At 66.2% G+C, this 18417-nt stretch carries 15 protein-coding genes and 1 tRNA gene; 10 read left to right on the top strand and 6 right to left on the bottom strand.

Translation table 11 applies throughout. The features are described 5' to 3' along the window. The first annotated feature begins 59 nt into the window (after nucleotides 1–59). A complete protein-coding gene (gene secG / locus AQZ59_RS01630; protein ID WP_062612511.1) occupies nucleotides 60–305 on the top strand; it encodes a preprotein translocase subunit SecG in 246 nt (81 codons plus the stop codon). A 195-nt stretch (nucleotides 306–500) separates the two neighbouring features. Here the strand turns inward: secG and AQZ59_RS01625 are convergent, their stop codons facing one another. From AQZ59_RS01625 to tkt, 4 genes are all read right to left on the bottom strand, one after another. Next, entirely contained in the window at nucleotides 501–1412 is a 912-nt protein-coding gene (locus AQZ59_RS01625; protein WP_062612509.1) for a glucose-6-phosphate dehydrogenase assembly protein OpcA, read from the bottom strand. Nucleotides 1413–1417: 5 nt separating this feature from the next. After that, on the bottom strand, nucleotides 1418–2944 hold the full coding sequence (gene zwf / locus AQZ59_RS01620) for a glucose-6-phosphate dehydrogenase (protein WP_062612507.1): 1527 nt from the start codon (nucleotides 2942–2944) through the stop codon (nucleotides 1418–1420). Nucleotides 2945–3009: 65 nt separating this feature from the next. Continuing rightward, nucleotides 3010–4110, bottom strand: a complete 1101-nt coding sequence (gene tal, locus AQZ59_RS01615) for a transaldolase (protein ID WP_148132138.1) — start codon at nucleotides 4108–4110, stop codon at nucleotides 3010–3012. Nucleotides 4111–4118: 8 nt separating this feature from the next. Further along, nucleotides 4119–6194: a transketolase gene (gene tkt / locus AQZ59_RS01610; RefSeq protein ID WP_062612503.1), complete on the bottom strand. Its 2076-nt coding sequence runs from the start codon at nucleotides 6192–6194 to the stop codon at nucleotides 4119–4121. Between the two features lie 97 nt (nucleotides 6195–6291). Here tkt and xerD point away from each other — a divergent pair, with 97 nt between their 5' ends. The 8 genes from xerD (at nucleotide 6292) to AQZ59_RS01570 (ending at nucleotide 14649) form a co-directional block, all read left to right on the top strand. Beyond that, nucleotides 6292–7218, top strand: coding sequence for a site-specific tyrosine recombinase XerD (gene xerD, locus AQZ59_RS01605; RefSeq protein ID WP_082661075.1), 927 nt, complete (start codon nucleotides 6292–6294; stop codon nucleotides 7216–7218). Nucleotides 7219–7248: 30 nt separating this feature from the next. Then, complete coding sequence (locus AQZ59_RS01600; protein WP_062612501.1) at nucleotides 7249–8106, top strand: ParA family protein; 858 nt, start codon at nucleotides 7249–7251, stop codon at nucleotides 8104–8106. Continuing rightward, entirely contained in the window at nucleotides 8106–8951 is an 846-nt protein-coding gene (locus AQZ59_RS01595) for a segregation and condensation protein A (protein WP_062612499.1), read from the top strand. The genes AQZ59_RS01600 and AQZ59_RS01595 overlap by 1 nt, the downstream gene beginning before the upstream one ends. After that, nucleotides 8944–9495, top strand: a complete 552-nt coding sequence (gene scpB / locus AQZ59_RS01590; protein ID WP_062612497.1) for an SMC-Scp complex subunit ScpB — start codon at nucleotides 8944–8946, stop codon at nucleotides 9493–9495. The genes AQZ59_RS01595 and scpB overlap by 8 nt, the downstream gene beginning before the upstream one ends. Further along, entirely contained in the window at nucleotides 9492–10241 is a 750-nt protein-coding gene (locus AQZ59_RS01585; protein ID WP_062612495.1) for a pseudouridine synthase, read from the top strand. Before scpB ends, AQZ59_RS01585 begins: the two co-directional genes overlap by 4 nt. Continuing rightward, on the top strand, nucleotides 10238–12019 hold the full coding sequence (locus AQZ59_RS09825; protein WP_070808032.1) for a prephenate dehydrogenase: 1782 nt from the start codon (nucleotides 10238–10240) through the stop codon (nucleotides 12017–12019). Before AQZ59_RS01585 ends, AQZ59_RS09825 begins: the two co-directional genes overlap by 4 nt. A gap of 19 nt (nucleotides 12020–12038) precedes the next feature. Beyond that, nucleotides 12039–13451, top strand: coding sequence for a ribosome biogenesis GTPase Der (gene der, locus AQZ59_RS01575; protein WP_062612703.1), 1413 nt, complete (start codon nucleotides 12039–12041; stop codon nucleotides 13449–13451). Between the two features lie 76 nt (nucleotides 13452–13527). After that, on the top strand, nucleotides 13528–14649 hold the full coding sequence (locus tag AQZ59_RS01570) for a 6-phosphofructokinase (protein WP_062612493.1): 1122 nt from the start codon (nucleotides 13528–13530) through the stop codon (nucleotides 14647–14649). A gap of 250 nt (nucleotides 14650–14899) precedes the next feature. Here AQZ59_RS01570 and AQZ59_RS01565 read toward each other — a convergent pair. Together AQZ59_RS01565 and AQZ59_RS01560 are read right to left on the bottom strand one after the other, a co-directional pair. Further along, a tRNA-Pro gene (locus AQZ59_RS01565) sits at nucleotides 14900–14976 on the bottom strand. Between the two features lie 88 nt (nucleotides 14977–15064). Next, the gene (locus AQZ59_RS01560) at nucleotides 15065–15826 is read right to left on the bottom strand and encodes a dimethylarginine dimethylaminohydrolase family protein (protein ID WP_070808031.1); all 762 of its coding nucleotides are present in this window, start codon (nucleotides 15824–15826) and stop codon (nucleotides 15065–15067) included. Nucleotides 15827–15896: 70 nt separating this feature from the next. Here AQZ59_RS01560 and pepN point away from each other — a divergent pair, with 70 nt between their 5' ends. Beyond that, nucleotides 15897–18410, top strand: coding sequence for an aminopeptidase N (gene pepN, locus AQZ59_RS01555; protein WP_062612489.1), 2514 nt, complete (start codon nucleotides 15897–15899; stop codon nucleotides 18408–18410). Nucleotides 18411–18417: the final 7 nt, after the last annotated feature.

The raw sequence follows: 18417 nt of genomic DNA, 5'->3' as shown, positions 1-18417 counted from the left end.
TGCTATACACTGGTACGGTATGTGGCGCCAGGCGCCGGTCCCGACCGAAAGAGAATATCGTGAACGTTCTCCTTATTCTTTGCATCATTGTGCTCGTGCTTTCGAGCCTCCTCCTTATCGGCTCGATTCTGTTGCACAAGGGCCGTGGCGGCGGTGTGTCTGACGTGTTCGGCGGTGGCATCTCCACCTCGATGCGTTCCTCGGGCGTGGCTGAGCGCAACCTGAACCGCATCACGGTGGGTGTGGCGCTGGTGTGGGTGACGTCGATCGTGCTGATTGGCCTCATCACGAAGTTCCAGGGCTAGACCGAGGAAAGCTCAAGAACGCGCCCTTTCCCGGGCGCGTTTTTCGTGCCGCGAGTCAGAGGTGAGCCGGCGATTAAAATACTTTGGACGAATCCGGGGCGATCTTCGTATATGAGGAGATCGCCCCGAAAACGTCCAGTACATTCAAATCCCTCCCAGCACCCGGACGGCCAGCACCCGGACGGATGCTGGCCTCTAGTCCTCGGCGATCGCCGCGAGCACCACCGCGAACTCCGAATCCTCACCCACGGTGCGCAACTCTTCGATCAGCTGAGACTGCAGGGAGCGCATGGGCATGGAGATCTGGAGGTCGGACCTGCCAGGGCGGCCAAGCACGGCGATGTCGCCGTGGCTAGGCCGGCTGATCGACAGCGGGCCCGAGGGCCGGTGGAGGATCGCGTACTCGATACCGGGCGTATCCGTGTGCGTGAGCTCGACGGGCACGCCCAGGCGCAGGCGCAGCCAGGCCGCGAGCATGTGCGAACCCACCCGGCCCGTGTTGCCCCCGACCTCGGCGTGCTCCACGTCCTCGTGGGGGCCTTCGTTGAGGAGCGCGGCCAGCTGGGAACGCCAGATGGTGATGCCCGCCCAGTTGATGTCAGTGTCCCCGGCCTCGCGCTTGGCGGCCAGCTCCTTGAGCGCCCCGAGCGGGTTGTCCGCCGCATTCGCGTTCGTGATACGCCGGGACGCGATCTGACCCAGGGTCCTATCCGTGGGGCAGGTGGGCGCCTCCTGCACCCACCAGGTGAAGACGGGCGCGTCGGGGAGCAGGAGCGGGGTCACGAGCGACACCCTGCTAGTGCCCGCACCGTTGAAGGGGCGAAGGATGACCACTTCCGCCGGGCCCACGTCCTCGTTGCCGAGGATCTCGGCGTCGAGGCGGGCGTCGCCGTCGTCGGTGGCATCGGGCAGGACGACGATGATGCGCAGCGGGTGGGCCTCGGCCACGGCGAGGGCGGAGTCGACAACCGCGCGGACGCCGTCGTCGTCGACGACCACCGCGATGAGGTTCAAGACCTTGCCAAGCGCGTACGTGCCCTCGCCGCGCAGCTCGTTGAGGCGGCGGGCCAGGCGGGCCGACGTGGTGTGTGAAATCTTCTTCATCATTCCTCCTAGGGCCTGCGCCAGGCGTTACCGTCCTGGCCGAGCATCGCGTCCGAGCCGAGCGGCCCCCACGATCCGGGCTCGTACGTTTCGATGGGGCGATCCGTGGCATCCCAGTAGCCGGTGACCTCGTCCACGAGCTTCCAGCCGAGCTCTACCTCGGTCTGGCGGGGGAAGAGCGGCGGGTCGCCGAGCAGGACGTCGAGGATGAGGCGCTCGTAGGCCTCGGGGGCGTACTCGGTGAAGGCGTGGCCGTAGCCGAAGTCCATCGTCACGTCGCGCAGCAGCATTTGGGCGCCCGGCACTTTGGAGGCGAAGCGGAAGGTGACGCCCTCGTCGGGCTGGATGCGGATGACCAGCGTGTTCGCGCCCATACCCGCCATCTGCTCCTTGGTGAACGGCAGGAAGGGCGGGCGGCGGAACTCGAGCGCCACCTCGGTCACGCGCCGGCCGAGCCGTTTGCCGGCCCGCAGGTAGAAGGGCACGCCGGCCCAGCGGCGCGTGTCGATCCCGAGCCGGAGGGCTGCGTAGGTGTCGGTGCGCGAGTTGGCAGCCACCCCGTCTTCTTCGAGGTAGGAGCGCACGCGCTCCCCGCCCTGCCAGCCCGAGGCGTACTGGGCGAACACCGAGGACGTGTCAGGGCCGCCAATGAGGTGGGTGGCCTTGAGGACCTTCTCCTTCTCGCGGCGTAGGGCGTCCGCCTCGAACGACGTTGGCTCCTCCATCGCCACCAGCGCCAGCAGTTGGAGGAGGTGGTTTTGGATGACATCACGAGCCGCGCCCACGCCGTCGTAATAACCCGCGCGCGATCCGATCCCGATGTCCTCAGCCATGGTGATCTGGACGTGGTCCACGTGAGCGTTGTTCCAGATCGGCTCGAACAGCTCGTTGGCAAAGCGCAGGGCGAGGATGTTTTGCACCGTCTCCTTACCCAGGTAGTGGTCGATGCGGAAAATCGAAGACTCGTCAAAAACGCCGGTGACGATCCGATCCAGCTCCTGGGCGCTCGCCAGATCGCTACCAAAGGGCTTTTCGACGACGACGCGCCGCCACCCCTCCTCCTGGCTGGCCAGCCCGGCGTCCTTAAGCTCGGTGAGGACTTGGGGGAACAGCGCCGGGGGAATGGCGAGGTAGAAAGCATAGTTGCCGCCCGTGCCACGCTCCACGTTCGCCGCCTCGAGCTCGGACTTAAGCGTGGCGAAGGTTTCCGGCGAATCATAATCGCCCTGCACCACCCGGAAACCGGCCATGAGCTGACGCAGCGCCGTCTCGTCAATCCCCGTCTTCGTGCCCGCGCGGATCGCATCCTCCACCCAGGTGGCGAGGTCTGGGATGGAGGCCTTCGGGCGCGCCACCCCCACCAGCGTGAACGACGCCGGTAGCAGGTCACGATGCGACAGGTCGTAGATGGCGGGCAGGATCTTGTTCTTTGACAGGTCGCCCGTAATGCCGAAAAGCACCAATCCGCACGGGCTGGCCACCCGTAGGAGCCGGGTGTCGCCGTCGGACAGGAGCGGGTTCGTCCACTCGTGCATGTAGCACCTCCATAAAGTGAGGCAGGGTCGCCCGAGCGGGCAACCCTGCCTTCCTTACTTTACCCCTAGTTCGCGTTCATCGCGTCGGTGACCGTGTCGATGAGTTCCTCCCACGCGGTCTCGAACTTCTCCACGCCTTCCTCCTCGAGCTTGGCGGCGACGCCGGGGACGTCGATGCCAAGGAGGGTCAAATGCTTCATCGTGTTCGACGCCGCGTCCAAGTTCGGACGCACCGTGTCGGCGTCGAGCTGCGCGCCATCCTTCGTGGCCCACAGGGTCGCCTCCGGCATAGTGTTAACCACGTGGGTGGTGGCGAGCTGGTCCACGTACATGGTGGGGGAGTAGTCGGGGTTCTTCACGCCAGTCGACGCCCACAGCGGCCGCTGCAAGTTGGCGCCCTCGTCCTCCAGGTCGCGGAAGCGCTCCGACTCGAAGTGCTTGAGGAAGGCCGCATACGCGTTGCGCGCGTTCGCGATTCCTGCCTTACCGCGCATGTCGAGCGAAGACTGGCCGCCGATTTTCTCCAGGCGCGCATCGATTTCCGTATCCACGCGGGAGACGAAGAAGGAGGCGACGGAATGGATGGTCGACAGGTCCTTGCCCGCGGCGCGGGCTGCCTCGAGACCGCTCAAGTACGCGTCGATGACCTCCTCGTAGCGCTCGACTGAGAAGATGAGCGTGACATTGACCGACAGCCCCTCGGCGATCGCGTCGCGAATCGCGGGCAGGCCCGCCTTCGTTGCCGGGATCTTAATCATGACGTTCGGGCGGTCAACCTTCGCCCACAACTCCTTGGCCTGGGCGAACGTGGGGTTGGGGTTGTGGGCCAGGCGGGGGTCGACCTCGATCGAGACGCGCCCGTCATAGCCCCTGCTCGCCTCGAACGTGGGGGCGAACAGGTCGCACGCCCGCCGCACGTCGTCGGTGGTGAGCTCGGTGATGATCTCCTCGGCGGTCTTACCCGCCTCCGCGAGCCGCGCCACGTCCTCCCGGTAGGCGTCCGACCCGGAGATCGCCGCCTGGAAGATGGACGGGTTGGTGGTCACGCCCACAACGTTGTAGTTGCGGATGAGGTCCTCGAGGTTGCCCGAATCGAGCCTGGAGCGGGACAGGTCGTCGAGCCAGATGGACACGCCCAGCTCGGACAGCTTTGCAAGATTAGACACGTTGCCTCCTACTTGGCAGCGGCGATGGATTCTTTGGCGGCCTTGACCACGTTCTCCGCGGTCATGCCGTACTTCTTCATCAGCAGGTCACCCGAAGCGGACTCGCCGAAGTGGTCGATGCCGACCATGCGGCCAGCGTCACCCACGTAAGCGCGCCAGCCGAGCGTGGAACCCGCCTCGACAGACACACGCGCCTTAACGTCCGAGGGCAGGACCGACTCGCGGTAGTCCTCCGGCTGCTCGGCGAACCACTCCAGACACGGCATCGAGACGACGCGCGCTCCGATGCCCTCCTTGGCCAGCTCCTCGCGAGCCTCGAGAGCCACGGAGACCTCCGAGCCGGTGGCGATGATAACGACGTCGACCTTCTCGGCATCCGCCAGCACGTAACCGCCCTTGAGCACGCCCTCGGCCGAGGCCAGTTCGCCCTCGCCGCGCGCGGGAACCGGCAGGTTCTGGCGGGAGAGGATGAGGCCCGCCGGGCGGTCGGAGCGCTCGAGGATTCCACGCCAGGCGTAGGACGTCTCGTTCGCGTCCGCCGGGCGCACGATGTCGAGGCCCGGGATTGCACGGTAGGCCCACAGGTGCTCGATCGGCTGGTGGGTGGGGCCGTCCTCGCCCACACCCACCGAGTCGTGGGTCCAGACGAACGTCGAGGGGGTCTTCATGAGCGCGGCCAGACGTACGGCCGGGCGCATGTAATCGGCGAATACGAAGAAGGTGGCGCCGTACGGGCGGGTCAGGCCATCGAGCGCGATGCCGTTGACGATCGAGCCCATGCCGTGCTCGCGGATGCCGAAGTGCAGGTTACGCCCGTACTTGTTGCCCGGGAACATCGCCGAGGAGCGCTCCTCGGGGAAGAAGGACGGCTCGCCCTTCATGATCGTGTTGTTCGACCCCGCAAGATCAGCGGAGCCGCCCCACAGTTCGGGTAGCGTGTCCTTGATCGCGTTGAGCACCACGCCGGAGGCCGCACGGGTGGCCACGGCCTTGCCCGCCTCGAAGGTGGGGAAGGCGTCCGCGTAGCCCTTGGGTAGTTCGCGGGCGAGCACGCGGTCAAGCAGCTTCTTGCCCTCCGGGTTGTCCTTGGCCCACTGCTCGAACTTCGGCTCCCACGCGGCGCGAGCCTCCGCAGCTCTGGCCTTGGCCTGGGCGCGGGTGTGCTCGAGCACCTCGGGATCGATGAAGAAGGTCTTATCCGGGTCAAGGCCCAGGATCTCCTTGGTCTGGCGGATCTCCTCTTCACCAAGGGCCGAGCCGTGCGAGGCGCCGGTGCCCTGCTTGGTGGGGGCAGGCCAGGCAATGATGGTGGACAGCTTGATGATCGAGGGCTTGTCGGTGACCTTCTTGGCCTCTTCGATCGCCACGTAGAGCGCTTCCACGTCCTCGCGGTACTCGCCCTCACCCAGCCAGCTCACGTGCTGGGTGTGCCAGCCGTAGGCCTCGTAGCGCCCGAGCACGTCCTCCGAAAAAGCGATCGACGTGTCGTCCTCAATCGAGATGCGGTTGTCATCATAAATGACGATAAGGTTGCCCAGGTTCTGGGTGCCCGCAACAGACGACGCCTCGGAGGTCACGCCCTCCTGCAGGCAGCCATCGCCGGCAATGACGTAAACGAAGTGGTCGAACACCGATTCTCCGGCCGGCGATTTCGGGTCAAACAGGCCGTGCGCGCGGCGGGAGGCCATCGCCATGCCGACCGCGGAGGCCAGACCCTGGCCAAGCGGGCCAGTGGTGATCTCCACGCCCTTGGTGTGGCCGTATTCGGGGTGACCGGGGGTGAGGGAGCCTTCGGTGCGCAGTGCCTCGAGGTCCTCCATCTCCAGTCCGTAACCGGCCAGGAAGAGCTGTACGTACTGGGTGAGCGAGGAGTGGCCGGCGGACAGGACGAAACGATCGCGGCCGAGCCAGGAATCATCTGCCGGGTCATTCTTCATGACCTTCTGGAAGAGCAGGTAGGCCGCGGGCGCCAGCGACATGGCCGTACCCGGGTGGCCGTTGCCAACATTCTGGACGGCGTCGGCAGCCAGCACGCGGCCGGTATCAACGGCCTTCTGATCGAGGTCGCTCCATTCGAACGTCATGAAAAACTCCTTCGTTTAGGGTACGGATGAGCGGTTATAGTAAAGTCTACGCGGTCATCTCACAAAGGGAGCGTAAGACGTGGACAAACGCGCTAAAGTGCATGACGACCCTTTTGCGCGCGATATCGCCCAATTCCTCGCCCATTTAGGCGTGGAGCGCTCGCTCTCGGCAAACACCCTGGCAGCCTATCGGCGAGATATCGCGCACTACGTGGACCACCTCCGCTCGCGCGGCGTCACTAGCTTTGCCGGCGTGTCCGACGACGACGCGGCCAGCTTCGTCGACTACCTGCGCGGCGGCGCAGCGGGCACGGTCTTCGCCACCTCCTCGGTAGCCCGCATGGTGACGGCGATCCGGCGCCTACACCACTTTCTTTACCTCGAGGACCGCACGTCCACCGACCCCACCGTCGATCTGCGCCCGCCGAAGATCGGTCAACGCCTGCCCAAGGCGATCACGGTCGAGCAGATGGGCGCCCTCATCGAGGCCGCGTCGTTTGGGGACGGTCCGCTCGCCCTGCGCGATCGCGCCCTGGTCGAAATCCTCTACGGCACGGGCGCGCGCATCACGGAGGCGGTGGGGCTCACCGCCGACGACATCGACCTCGATTCGGCCACAATACGCCTGTTCGGCAAGGGCCGAAAGGAGCGCATCCTCCCGCTCGGCCAGTACGCGATCGATGCACTTCAGGCCTACCTGGTGCGGGGCAGGCCCGCGCTGGCCGCGAAGGGGAGTGGGACGGCGTCGTTATTCCTCAACACCCGCGGAAAGCCGCTGACCCGGCAGCTGTCCTGGACGGCGATCCAAGCGATAGCCGAGCGCGCAGGGATCGAGGGTGTCTCCCCGCACACCTTCCGCCACTCGTTTGCCACGCACCTGCTCCAGGGCGGGGCGGACGTGCGGATCGTACAGGAGATGCTGGGGCATTCGTCGGTGACCACCACGCAGATCTACACGAAGGTCACCACGCAGACCATGCGTGAGACGTATGCCAGTTCCCACCCTCGCGCCTTGCAGGCTTAAGAAGTTACCGACATCAGGTAGATTAGTGCCGTGACTCCTGTACAGACTGATCTCCTCGACGAACTAGATCCGGACCGCGACTTCCCGCTACCCGGCGATCTGGATTCCCACGGCCCTGCCCGAATTATCGCCATGTGCAACCAGAAGGGCGGCGTGGGCAAGACGACCACCTCGATCAACCTCGCCGCGGCACTGGCCGAATATGGGCGCAAGGTGCTGATCGTGGACTTCGACCCGCAGGGGGCGGCATCGGCGGGCGTGGGCATCAACGCGATGAGCCTGGAGCGGACCTTGTACGACGAGATGCTCTCCGCCAAGCCTGATATCACGCGGATTATTCACCACACCTCTACCGAAAACCTCGACATCGTGCCTTCGAACATCGAGCTGTCGGCGGCTGAGATTCAGCTCATTAACGAGGTGGCGCGCGAGCAGTCGCTCCTTCGCGTGTTGCGCCCGGTGGTCAATGACTACGACATTATTATTGTCGACTGCCAGCCTTCCCTCGGCCTGCTCACTATCAACGCGCTGACGGCCGCTCACGGCGTGATGATCCCGCTGGAGGCGGAGTTCTTCGCCATGCGCGGCGTGGCGCTTCTTATCGACCAGATCGAGCGCGTGCAAGACCGGCTCAACCCGCAGCTGTCGATCGACGGCGTGCTGCTCACCATGGTCGACACCCGCACGCTGCACGCCCGCGAGGTTATCTCCACGATCCGCCAGCAGTTCGGGGACCGGGTGTTCGAGACCCAGATCCCGCGCACGGTCCGCTTCCCCGATGCCACGGTGGCGGCCGAGCCGATCACCAGCTACGACCCGAAGTCGAAGGGCGCCCAGGCATACCGCCGCCTTGCCCGCGAACTGATTTCCCGCGGCGGCGCCCCCTAGTGAGCGCGGGCGAGGATCTCTTCAGCTCCGATGGATTCGCAGTCGATCTCGACATCTTTTCGGGGCCCTTTGAGGTCCTCCTGTCGCTGATTTCGCGTAAGAAGCTCGACGTGACCGAGGTGGCGCTTGCCGAGGTCACGGACGAGTTCTTGGCGTTCGTGCGCGCCCAGGATGCCGACCTGTCGCAGATGTCCCAGTTCGTGGTGGTCGCGGCCACTTTGCTGGACATGAAAGCGGCGCGGTTGCTGCCGCAGGAGGAGGTCGAGGAGGATGAGGACCTGGAGATTCTCAGCGCCCGGGACCTGCTCTTTGCCAAGCTCCTCCAATACAAGGCGTACAAGGACGTGGCCGCGCACATGGCCGCCACCCTCGCCGTACAGTCGCTTGCCCACGGGCGCGACGTGCCGATGGAGGAGGGCTTGCGCAGTCTTCTGCCCGAGGTCGAGTTGCGGATCGGGGTGGAGGACCTGGCGTTGCTCGCGGCGCGGGTCTTCACGCGCACGCCCGACGAGGTCACGTTCGACCACCTGCACGACCCGCTCGTTCCGGTGGAGACCCAGGTGGACTACCTGCGCCAGACCCTGGTTGTGGGGGACCGGGTGTCGTTTACCGAGCTGTGCCGGCAGGCGCATTCGGTGGCAACCGTCGTCTCACGCTTCCTCGCGGTGCTTGAGATGCTGCGCGGCGGGGAGGTCGACGTCGAGCAGGACGGCCCGTTGGCCACGCTCTTCGTCACGCGTACGGCCACGCCGGTGCAGGCGGGAACGACGACGCCCGGCCCGGCTGCGGACGTAAGCGGGTCAACGGCGTCGTGGAAGAAGGAGAGTGAGGAAAGCGATGAGTGACCTTCAGCGCGGGGCCCTCGAGGCGATTTTGATGGTGGCGCCCGAGCCGGTGCCGGTGGCGAACCTGGCCGCCGCGATCGACCTGCCCGAGGCTGAGACCGAGGCCCTCCTGCACGCCATGGTCCGCCAATACGCCGATGACCAGCGCGGATTCGAGCTGCGCGAGGCGGGTGGCGGGTGGCGCTTCTACTCCCACCCGCGCTACAGCGAGATCGTGGCCGGTTTCGTCACCTCGGGCCAGTCCTCCCGATTGTCGGCCCAGGCACTTGAGACGCTGGCCGTCATCGCCTACCGCCAGCCGTGTACGCGGGCACAAATCGCTTCAATCCGTGGTGTTGAGGTAGACTCTGTTGTTCGAACTTTGGTCACCAGGGGGCTGGTCGAGCAGGTGGGAACCACGGCGGCAACGGGCGCGAGCCTGTATTCTACCACCGCGCTTTTTCTTGAGAAGATGGGCATGAACTCGCTCGACGACCTCGCCCCCTTGGCACCCTACCTTCCCGATGACGCCGACCTCGACGAGGTCGAAAAGGAGCTACGATGACGCGCACACAGGACCTGCACGACTCCAGCGGTGAGCGCCTGCAAAAGGTGCTTGCACACGCCGGCATCGGGTCGCGCCGCGCCTGCGAAGAGCTCATCACCCAGGGCAGGGTGACGGTTAACGGTTACGTCGTCCAGCAGCTCGGCATCCGCGTGCGCCCCGATGCGATCATTCACGTGGACGGCAACCGTGTGCAGCTGGACGAGACAAAGGTGACGCTCGTGTGCTACAAGGAGCGCGGCGTCGTATCCACAATGAGCGACGACCAGGGCCGGTCCACGCTTGCGGACTACATTGAAGACCGCACCGAGCGGCTCTACCACGTGGGGCGCCTCGACGCCGACACGGAGGGCATCATTCTTTTGACCAACGACGGCGAGCTCGCCCACCGCCTCACCCATCCCTCCTACGAGGTGCCGAAGACGTACGTGGCCCGCGTGGAGGGCACGGTGCCGCGCGGCCTGACCAAGGTGCTGGAGAAGGGGATCACCCTGGACGACGGCCCGGTCAAGGTTGACCGTTTTGTGTTGCGGGAGGCGGGCAAGAAGCACTCGATCGTGGAGCTGACCCTGCACTCGGGGCGCAACCACATCGTGCGCCGGATCATGGACGAGGTGGGCTTCCCGGTGATTGACCTGGTGCGCACGCAGTTCGCCAACATCACCATCGGGCGTCTCAAGCCGGGCCAGGTGCGCCAGGTGGCCGGCACCGAGCTCGGCGCGCTCATGAGCATGGTGGATCTGTGAACGACACGGTCCTGACTGCCTCGCCGGTGCTGGTGATCGGCACCGGCCTGCTCGGCACGTCGATCGCGCTACGCCTGCGGCGGGCCGGGGTGGAGGTTCACATCGAGGACGCCTCGCCGGTGGCCGCCGCCCTCGCGCGCGACCTGGGGGCCGGCACACTGGAGCCGGTGTCCGCGCCGTCGATCGTCGTCGTCGCCATTCCGCCGGACGTGACAGCCGGGGCCGTGGCGAGCGCGCTGGAACGCTTCCCGGACGCGGTGGTGACGGACGTGGCGTCGGTGAAGGACAAGATCGCCGCGGCGCTGGAGCGGCACCCCGGATTTGAGCGCTGGGTGGGCTCGCACCCGATGGCGGGCAAGGAGCGCTCGGGGGCGATCGCCGCGGACGCCGACCTGTTTGTAGGCCGCCCGTGGGTGCTCACCCCGAACGAGCGCACGTCGCAGGCGGCGGTGGGCACCATCCGCACGCTCGCGGTGGACATGGGCGCTTCCGTGTCGATGCTCAGCGCCGCCGAACACGACCACGCGGTTGCGCTCGTGTCCCACATGCCCCAGCTCATGAGTTCGCTCGTGGCCGCGGCCCTGCGCGACGCGCCCGCCGAAGCCCTCGATTTGGCCGGGCAGGGCCTGCGTGACGTCACACGCATCGCCGAATCGGACCCGCTGTTGTGGACCTCGATCATCAACGGCAACCGCACCGAGATCGCCAATGTGTTGCGCGGCATTTCGGCCCGGCTGGGCGCGCTGGTTGTCACACTCGACCGCGAATCGGGGCTGGACCGCATCTCCTCCGTGATCGCTGACGGCAACAAGGGCGTCGCCCGTATCCCAGGCAAGCACGGCGGGGCACGCACGTCCTACGCCGAGGTCATCGTCCTCATCCCGGATCAGCCGGGCATGCTCGGACGGCTGTTTGCGGAGATCGGCGAACTCGGAATTAACATTGAGGACCTGGAGATGGAGCACTCGGCACGCCAACAGGTGGGCCGGGTCATCGTCAAGGTCAACCCGCATCAGGGTCTACCCCTGGAGCGCGGCCTGGAACAGAAGGGATGGCAAGTGGTGAGAAGTGAAAGCCCCAAGCCGTTGGTAATCGCCATCGACGGGCCATCGGGCTCGGGCAAGTCCACGGTGGCCAAGCGCGTGGCCCGCGAACTCGGGCTGTCCTACCTCAACACGGGCGCGATGTACCGCGCGGCCACATGGTGGGCCATGCACGAGGGGATCGACCTCGACGACGCCGACTCCGTGCTCGCCGCCACCCAGTCTATGCCGCTGTCGATTGACCTGGCCCCAGACAACCAGCGCTTCATGTGTGCCGATCATGACATCACAGCCGCTATCCGCACCTCGGAGGTGGCGAAGGTGGTCTCGAAGCTGGCGGTCAACCTCGGCGTACGAGCCGAGATGGTGCGCATGCAGCAGGCGATCATCGCCGAGGAGACCACGGCGTCCGGCCATTCGCAGGGCCGGGGGATCGTGGCCGAGGGGCGCGACATCACCACCGTCGTGGCCGCGGACGCACCCGTGCGGGTGTTGCTGACGGCGTCGGAGGAGGCGCGCCTCGCTCGTCGTGCCAAGGAAAACCTTGGGGCCGCGGACCAGGCCGCCATCGCCGCCACGCGTGACGAGGTGTTGCGCCGCGACCGCGACGACTCCACGGTCATCAACTTCACCGTGGCCGAGGACGGGGTGACCACCATCGATTCGTCAGCCCTGGGCATTGACGAGGTCGTGGCCGCCGTCATCGCACTGATCCCGGAGGGTTACCGTGACTGAGGACGTCCACTACGAGCTCATGCGCTCCACCCTAGAAGACTACCAACTCGAGGAAGACGACGCCACGCTGCTCGACCTCGACCCGCAGCTGGCGCCAGCCGAGCCCGCGCCGACGAACCCGGTGCTCGCCATCGTCGGCCGACCGAACGTGGGCAAGTCAACCCTGGTCAACCGTGTGGTGGGCCGCAGGGTCGCTGTCGTGCAAGACACCCCCGGGGTGACGCGCGACCGGGTGTACTACGACGCCGAATGGAACGGGCGCGCCTTTACGGTGGTCGACACCGGCGGGTGGGAGATCGACGTGACCGGCATCGACCGCTCGGTGGCCGACCAGTCCGAGATCGCGATCCGGGAGGCCGATGCCGTCATGCTGGTCGTCGACGCGAACGTGGGAGTGACCGACGACGACGAGCGGATCGTCGAACTCATCCGCCGCTCCGGCAAGCCCACCGTGCTCGCCGCAAACAAGGTCGATTCGCCCGCGCAAGAGGCGGACGTGGCCTACCTGTGGTCGCTCGGGCTGGGGGAGCCGTTCCCGGTCTCGGCCCTGCACGGGCGCGGATCGGGGGAGCTGCTGGACGAGGCGATGCGTGTCCTGCCGAAGGTGTCGGGCGTGCGCCGGGAGCGGCCGGGCAAGGGGCCGCGCCGCGTGGCACTGGTGGGCAAGCCGAACGTCGGCAAGTCCTCCCTGCTCAACCAGCTGGCGGGGGAGAACCGCGTGGTGGTCGACGACCTGGCGGGCACCACGCGCGACCCTGTGGACGAGATCGTGGAGCTCGACGGACGTACCTGGACCTTCGTGGACACCGCGGGCATTCGGCGTCGTGTGCACATGCAGTCCGGGGCCGACTACTACGCTTCGCTCCGCACGCAGCGCGCGATCGACAAGGCCGAACTCGCGCTCATGCTTATCGACGCCTCGCAGGAGCTGACCGAGCAGGATGTGCGCATCATGCAGCAGGTGATCGACGCCGGGCGCGCCATGGTGCTCGTGTGCAACAAGTGGGACCTGGTGGACGACGACCGGCGGGCCCATCTTGACCGCGACATCGAGCGCGAGCTTGTGCAGATGCCGTGGGTGGAGCGCATCAACATCTCCGCCAAGACGGGCTGGCATACGAACCGGCTGACACGCGCGATGGTGAAGGCGCTCGATTCGTGGGACAAGCGCGTTACCACCTCCAAGCTTAATTCGACGCTCGGGGAGCTGGTGGCCGCGAACCCGCACCCCGTCCGGGGCGGACGCCAACCGCGCATCCTGTTCGCCACCCAGGTGGCGGCCCAGCCGCCACGCTTCGTGCTCTTCACCACGGGATTCCTCGACCATGGCTACCGGCGCTTCATCGAACGCCGCCTGCGCGAGACCTTCGATTTCCTCGGTTCGCCCGTGGAGATTTCGGTGCGGGTGCGCGAGCGGCGCCAGCGGAAGTAGCCTGGCGCGGGTGTGGGCGCCCGCTCACGCGGACTGATCGCCCACATGTTGTGCGGCCATGGGCCATAATTGAGGTATGACTAAGAGAATTGGAATCTTGACCGCGGGCGGCGACGCGCCCGGTTTGAACGCGGCGATCCGAGGCTTTGGCAAGGCCGCGATCAGCAACTACGGCTGGGATCTCGTCGGTTTCCGCGATGGCATGCGCGGGCTCGCGGAGAACCGCTACGTGGAGCTTGAGGCCAAGGAGCTCTCGGGCATCCTCACCACGGGCGGCACGATCCTTGGCACCTCGCGTGACAAGGTCCACCGCATGATGGTCGACGGCGAGCGCAAGGACATGATCCCTACCATCGTGAACAACTACGACGCCGCCGGGCTCGACGCGCTCGTCTGCCTCGGCGGCGGTGGAACGGCGAAGAACGCTCACCGGCTTGCCGAGGCCGGGCTCAACGTCATTCACCTGCCGAAGACGATCGACAACGACATCCTTTACACGGATTCTTCCTTCGGCTTCTCCACGGCGCTCGAGATCGCCACCGAGGCGATTGACCGCCTACATTCCACGGCTCACTCGCATCACCGCATCATCGTGGTGGAACTCATGGGCCACCGCGCGGGCTGGCTCGCGCTCGGCGCGGGTATCGCCGGCGGCGCCGACGTCATCCTTATTCCAGAAATCCCGTACTCGGTGGAGGCGATCGCCGCGAAGATCGAACGACGCCGGGCGAACGGTCTGAGCTTCTCGGTGGTCGCCGTCGCTGAGGGCGCCATGCCGATCGAGGAGGCCAAGCAGCTCGAGTACGCGCGTGCCCTCGTCAAGGATGCTTCCACGCCGGAGGCGAAGGCGATCGCGAAGCAGTCGGTGAAGGCGATCGAGAGCTCGCACCGAGGCACCTCACTCGCACTCGCCCAGGAGCTCGAGGCGCTGACGGGCCTGGAGGCGCGTGTGACGATCCTCGGCCACGTCCAGCGCGGTGGCACCCCGAACGGAGCGGATCGCCTGCTCGGCACCCGCCTCGGTGTGGCGGGCGCGGCTGCGGTCGCCGAGGGTCACTTTAACGTGATGGTGGCCGACCGTGGGCACGGCACCGAGTTGGTGGACCTCGAGTCGGTGGCCGGCAAGGTCAAGTACGTCCCCGCTGATCACGAGTGGATCGAAGCGGCCCGGGAGGTCGGCACGGCGATGGGTGACTAGGCCAAGTCGCCGACAGGCCAGATGGCCACGCCGAATTTTCATTCACTGGATCGTGTAGGTGGCAGCTCGCGACGGCGAGCTGCCACCTAACTGTTGTTCACACATACGTCATGGTAGGCCAGAATCTGCGGGACGATCTGAGCCAGGTCTGAATATATGTGCAAATGAAGTCGAAATTGTGCCGCAAATATCGGGTTTCGGCCCCGCCCCCTGGGAAAACAAAAGCCCCGGCGCTGTGCGCCGGGGCTACTGGTCGGGCTAGCGGGATTTGAACCCACGACCCCTTGACCCCCAGTCAAGTGCGCTACCAAACTGCGCTATAGCCCGTGTCGCGTTGGACGTATAGATCTTAGCCGAAAGCTCAGCCATTTTACCAAATCTGGGCCGAGGTGGTGCGGCTCACCACAGTGCCTGACTACTGCCGGATTCGCACGGACAGGCAGGTGCACGATCCTTCCATCTTCTCAATCTCGGTCAGTTCGCACTCAACCACGTCGTAGCCGAGCCCGCGCAGGTAGTCGGCGGTCTTTGGTGCGGAGGCTGAGATCAGCAGGCTGTCCCCGCCGAGCAGCACCACCTGCGTGCCGAGGAACTCGGGAACGTAGCGCAGCCCGGGGAAGTACTCGGCGGGCGGCGCGTAGCCCTTGTGAGAGATGAAGGTGCCGTCCGGCAGCGCGGTCAGGCACGACTTCAGGTGCAGCGCGTGCTCGACCGGCACGCCCACGACCTCCACACCCTGGGGCACGAGGATCTCCCGCAGGGCCGCCAGCCCGGCGTCGTTTGTGCGCGTGGACAGGCCCACCCACACCTTGCCGCCGAACTTCAGCACGTCGCCGCCCTCGAGTCGGGCCTCGGCCGGCAGGCCGACGACGTTGAATCCGCGCCCCTCGAGCACGGCGACCAGGCTGTCCTGTTCGGCGACGCGCGTGGGGTGCATGTTCGTGCGTACGGCCACGTTACCGTAGGTGAAGACGGTGTCCTCCACGAAGATTGAGTCCGGCAGCTCGGGCGTCGGCTCTACCTCCACCACGTCGGTGTAGCGGGAGAGCACCTCGCAGTAGTCCTGCCACTGTTTGAGCGCGAGTTCGTAACTTATCGCCGTGGGCTGAAGGTGGGTCAGCTGGCCACGCGCCATGAGGGGAGAGGGACGGCGTACAAGCACATAGTCAAGGTTCATAGCCCTAGACTAGCCGGTCAGCGCGCCGCGCGGACTTGTCAGTACCATGTGCAGGGGTGAGAATTGAGCAGTGACTGAGAATCTGAAGCGTGAAGAAGCCCGCCGCCGCGCCGAGCTGTTGAGCTTGGACGGCTACACCATCGACCTCGACGTCTCCGAGGCAACCGCCGACACCGCCACGTTCGGCGTGGTCTCCCGCATCGAGCTGACGGCGGGGGAGAGCGCCTCGACTTTCCTCGACTTCATTGGCGTCGAGGTCTCCAGCGTCAGTATCGACGACGCCGCGGTGCCGTTTACGTTCGATGGCGCGCGCGTGTCCGTGGAGATTCCGCAGGGACGGCACGTGGTGGAGGTTGCAGGCCGCGGCACGTATTCGACCACGGGGGAGGGGCTGCACCGCTTCCGTGACCCGGTGGACGGCCAGACCTACCTGTACACCCAGTTCGAGCCCGCTGACGCTCGCCGCGTCTTCCCGAACTTTGAACAGCCCGACCTCAAGGCCACGTTCACGATTTCGATCACGGCGCCTGCCACGTGGGTGGTGCTCTCGAACGGCGAGGCCACGAAAAGCGCCGATGCGGGCACGAACAGCCGGGGCGAGGCCACGAGCCGCACGCAGTTTGCCACCACAAAGCGTATGTCGACCTACCTCACGGCGTTCATCGGTGGCCCCTACCACGCCTTCACTGACGTCGCAGAGGTAGATGGGCAGAAGATCACGCTCGGCTTTTACTGCCGCGACTCACTCAAGGAACACTTCGACCTGGAGGACATCTCAACCGTGACCAAGCAGGGCCTGGCCTTGCTGCCGAAGGTCTTCAACTTCCCCTACCCGTGGGGCAAGTACGATTCGGTCTTCGTGCCCGAATACAACCTGGGCGCGATGGAAAACCCGGGATGCGTCACCTTCTCCGAGGACGCCTACATCTACCGCGGCCAGTCCACCCGATCTCAGCGCGCCGGCCGCGCCAACACGATCTTGCACGAGATGAGCCACATGTGGTTTGGAGACCTGGTCACGCCCGTGTGGTGGGACGACCTGTGGCTGAAGGAGTCCTTCGCCGAGTTCATGGGTGCCTGGAGTATGGTGGCGGCCACCCAGTACACGGAGGCGTGGGAGAATTTCGCCGGGGCGCGCGTGTCCTGGGCACTGCGCAACGACCAGTACCCGACCACGCACCCGATCGTGGCTGATATCGTGGACCTCGAGGCCGCCGACCAGGCCTTTGACGGCATCACCTACGCCAAGGGCGCGGCCGTGCTGCGCCAGCTCGTGGCGTGGGTGGGGGAGAAGGAGTTCTTCGCCGGCGCCGCCCAGCTGTTCAAGGACAAGGCTTTTGCTAACGCCACCCTCGCCGACCTGCTCGAGGCGCTCGAGGCGGCGTCGGGCAAGGACGTGCGCGCGTGGGCGAGGCAGTGGCTGGAGACCGCCAGGGTGTCCTCGGTGACGATCGAGCGTGGGCCCGGCGGCGTCACGCTTCGCCAGGTTGGCACCGATCCTAACGGCGCGCCGATCACCCGCCCGCATCACCTGCGCGTGTCCGGCTGGAGGCTCGACGGCGACCGGCTGGCCCGCACGGGCGCCACTGACGTCGAGCTCACTGACCAGGTGACCGTGGCCTGGGATGAGATCGGTCCGGACGCGGACCTCATCCTGCCCAACGACTCTGCCCTTTCCTACATCAAGATTTCCTTCGACGAGCGCTCACTCGCCTCCGCGCTCGCCCACGAGCTCGACGAGCCGCTCGCCCAGTCGGTGGTCAGCTCCGCGCTGTGGGAGATGGTCCGCGATGGCCTACTCCCCGCCGCCGATTACGCCCGCTTCACCGCCCGCTCGGCCGAGGGCACCAGCTCGAGCCTGCTCGCCGCGCGCACGCTCAACTCTATTGCCGCCCTGCGCTCCTACACGACGGCGGAGGCGCGCGAGGCCGAGCTCGAGCGCTTCTTCGACGACGCCGTGGCCAATATTTCCGGCGACGACGACACCCGACTCATCTGGTCCCGCGCCGCGGCGCGAGCCGGGCAGTCACTGCCGAGCCGGGACGACGCCCTCGTGAGCCTGCTCGAGCAGACCACGGATCAGGACCTGCGCTGGATGTACCTCACCGCTCGGGCAGCCACCGGGAACGCAAGCCGGGACGAGCTGGATGCCGAGCTTGAGAACACTGGCACGGCGGCTGACGTCGTGGAACATATGTGTGCGTGTGCGTCGATGCCGGGGGCCGCTGCGGAGACGCTGGCCAAGGTGTTGGCCGGCGGGCTGTCGAACGACCACGTCCAGGCCCTCATTGACGGCCTGGGCCAGCCGTTACGCGCCGAGGAGAAGGCGGTCGCAATCGGGGATTACTTCGCTCAGCTGACTGAGATCTGGTCCTCGCGCTCGCAGGAGATCGCCGAGCGCATCATCTATGGCCTTTACCCGATGGGTGACCTGGGCGAGGCGGCGAGCCCGGAGGAGCACCCGGACGTCGTGGCGGCAGGCGCGTGGCTGGAGGCCAACCCGGAGGCGCCCGGGGCGCTGCGCAAGGTCATCCTCGACTGCCGCGACGAGCACCTGCGGATGCTACGCGCGCAGGCGGCGTGAGCTAGTG

This window comes from Trueperella bernardiae (genome assembly GCF_001469025.1).
Classification (GTDB): Bacteria; Actinomycetota; Actinomycetes; order Actinomycetales; family Actinomycetaceae; genus Trueperella; species Trueperella bernardiae.
The sequence above is the reverse complement of the archived record's forward strand: the minus strand, read 5'-3'. Positions and strand labels throughout refer to the sequence as shown.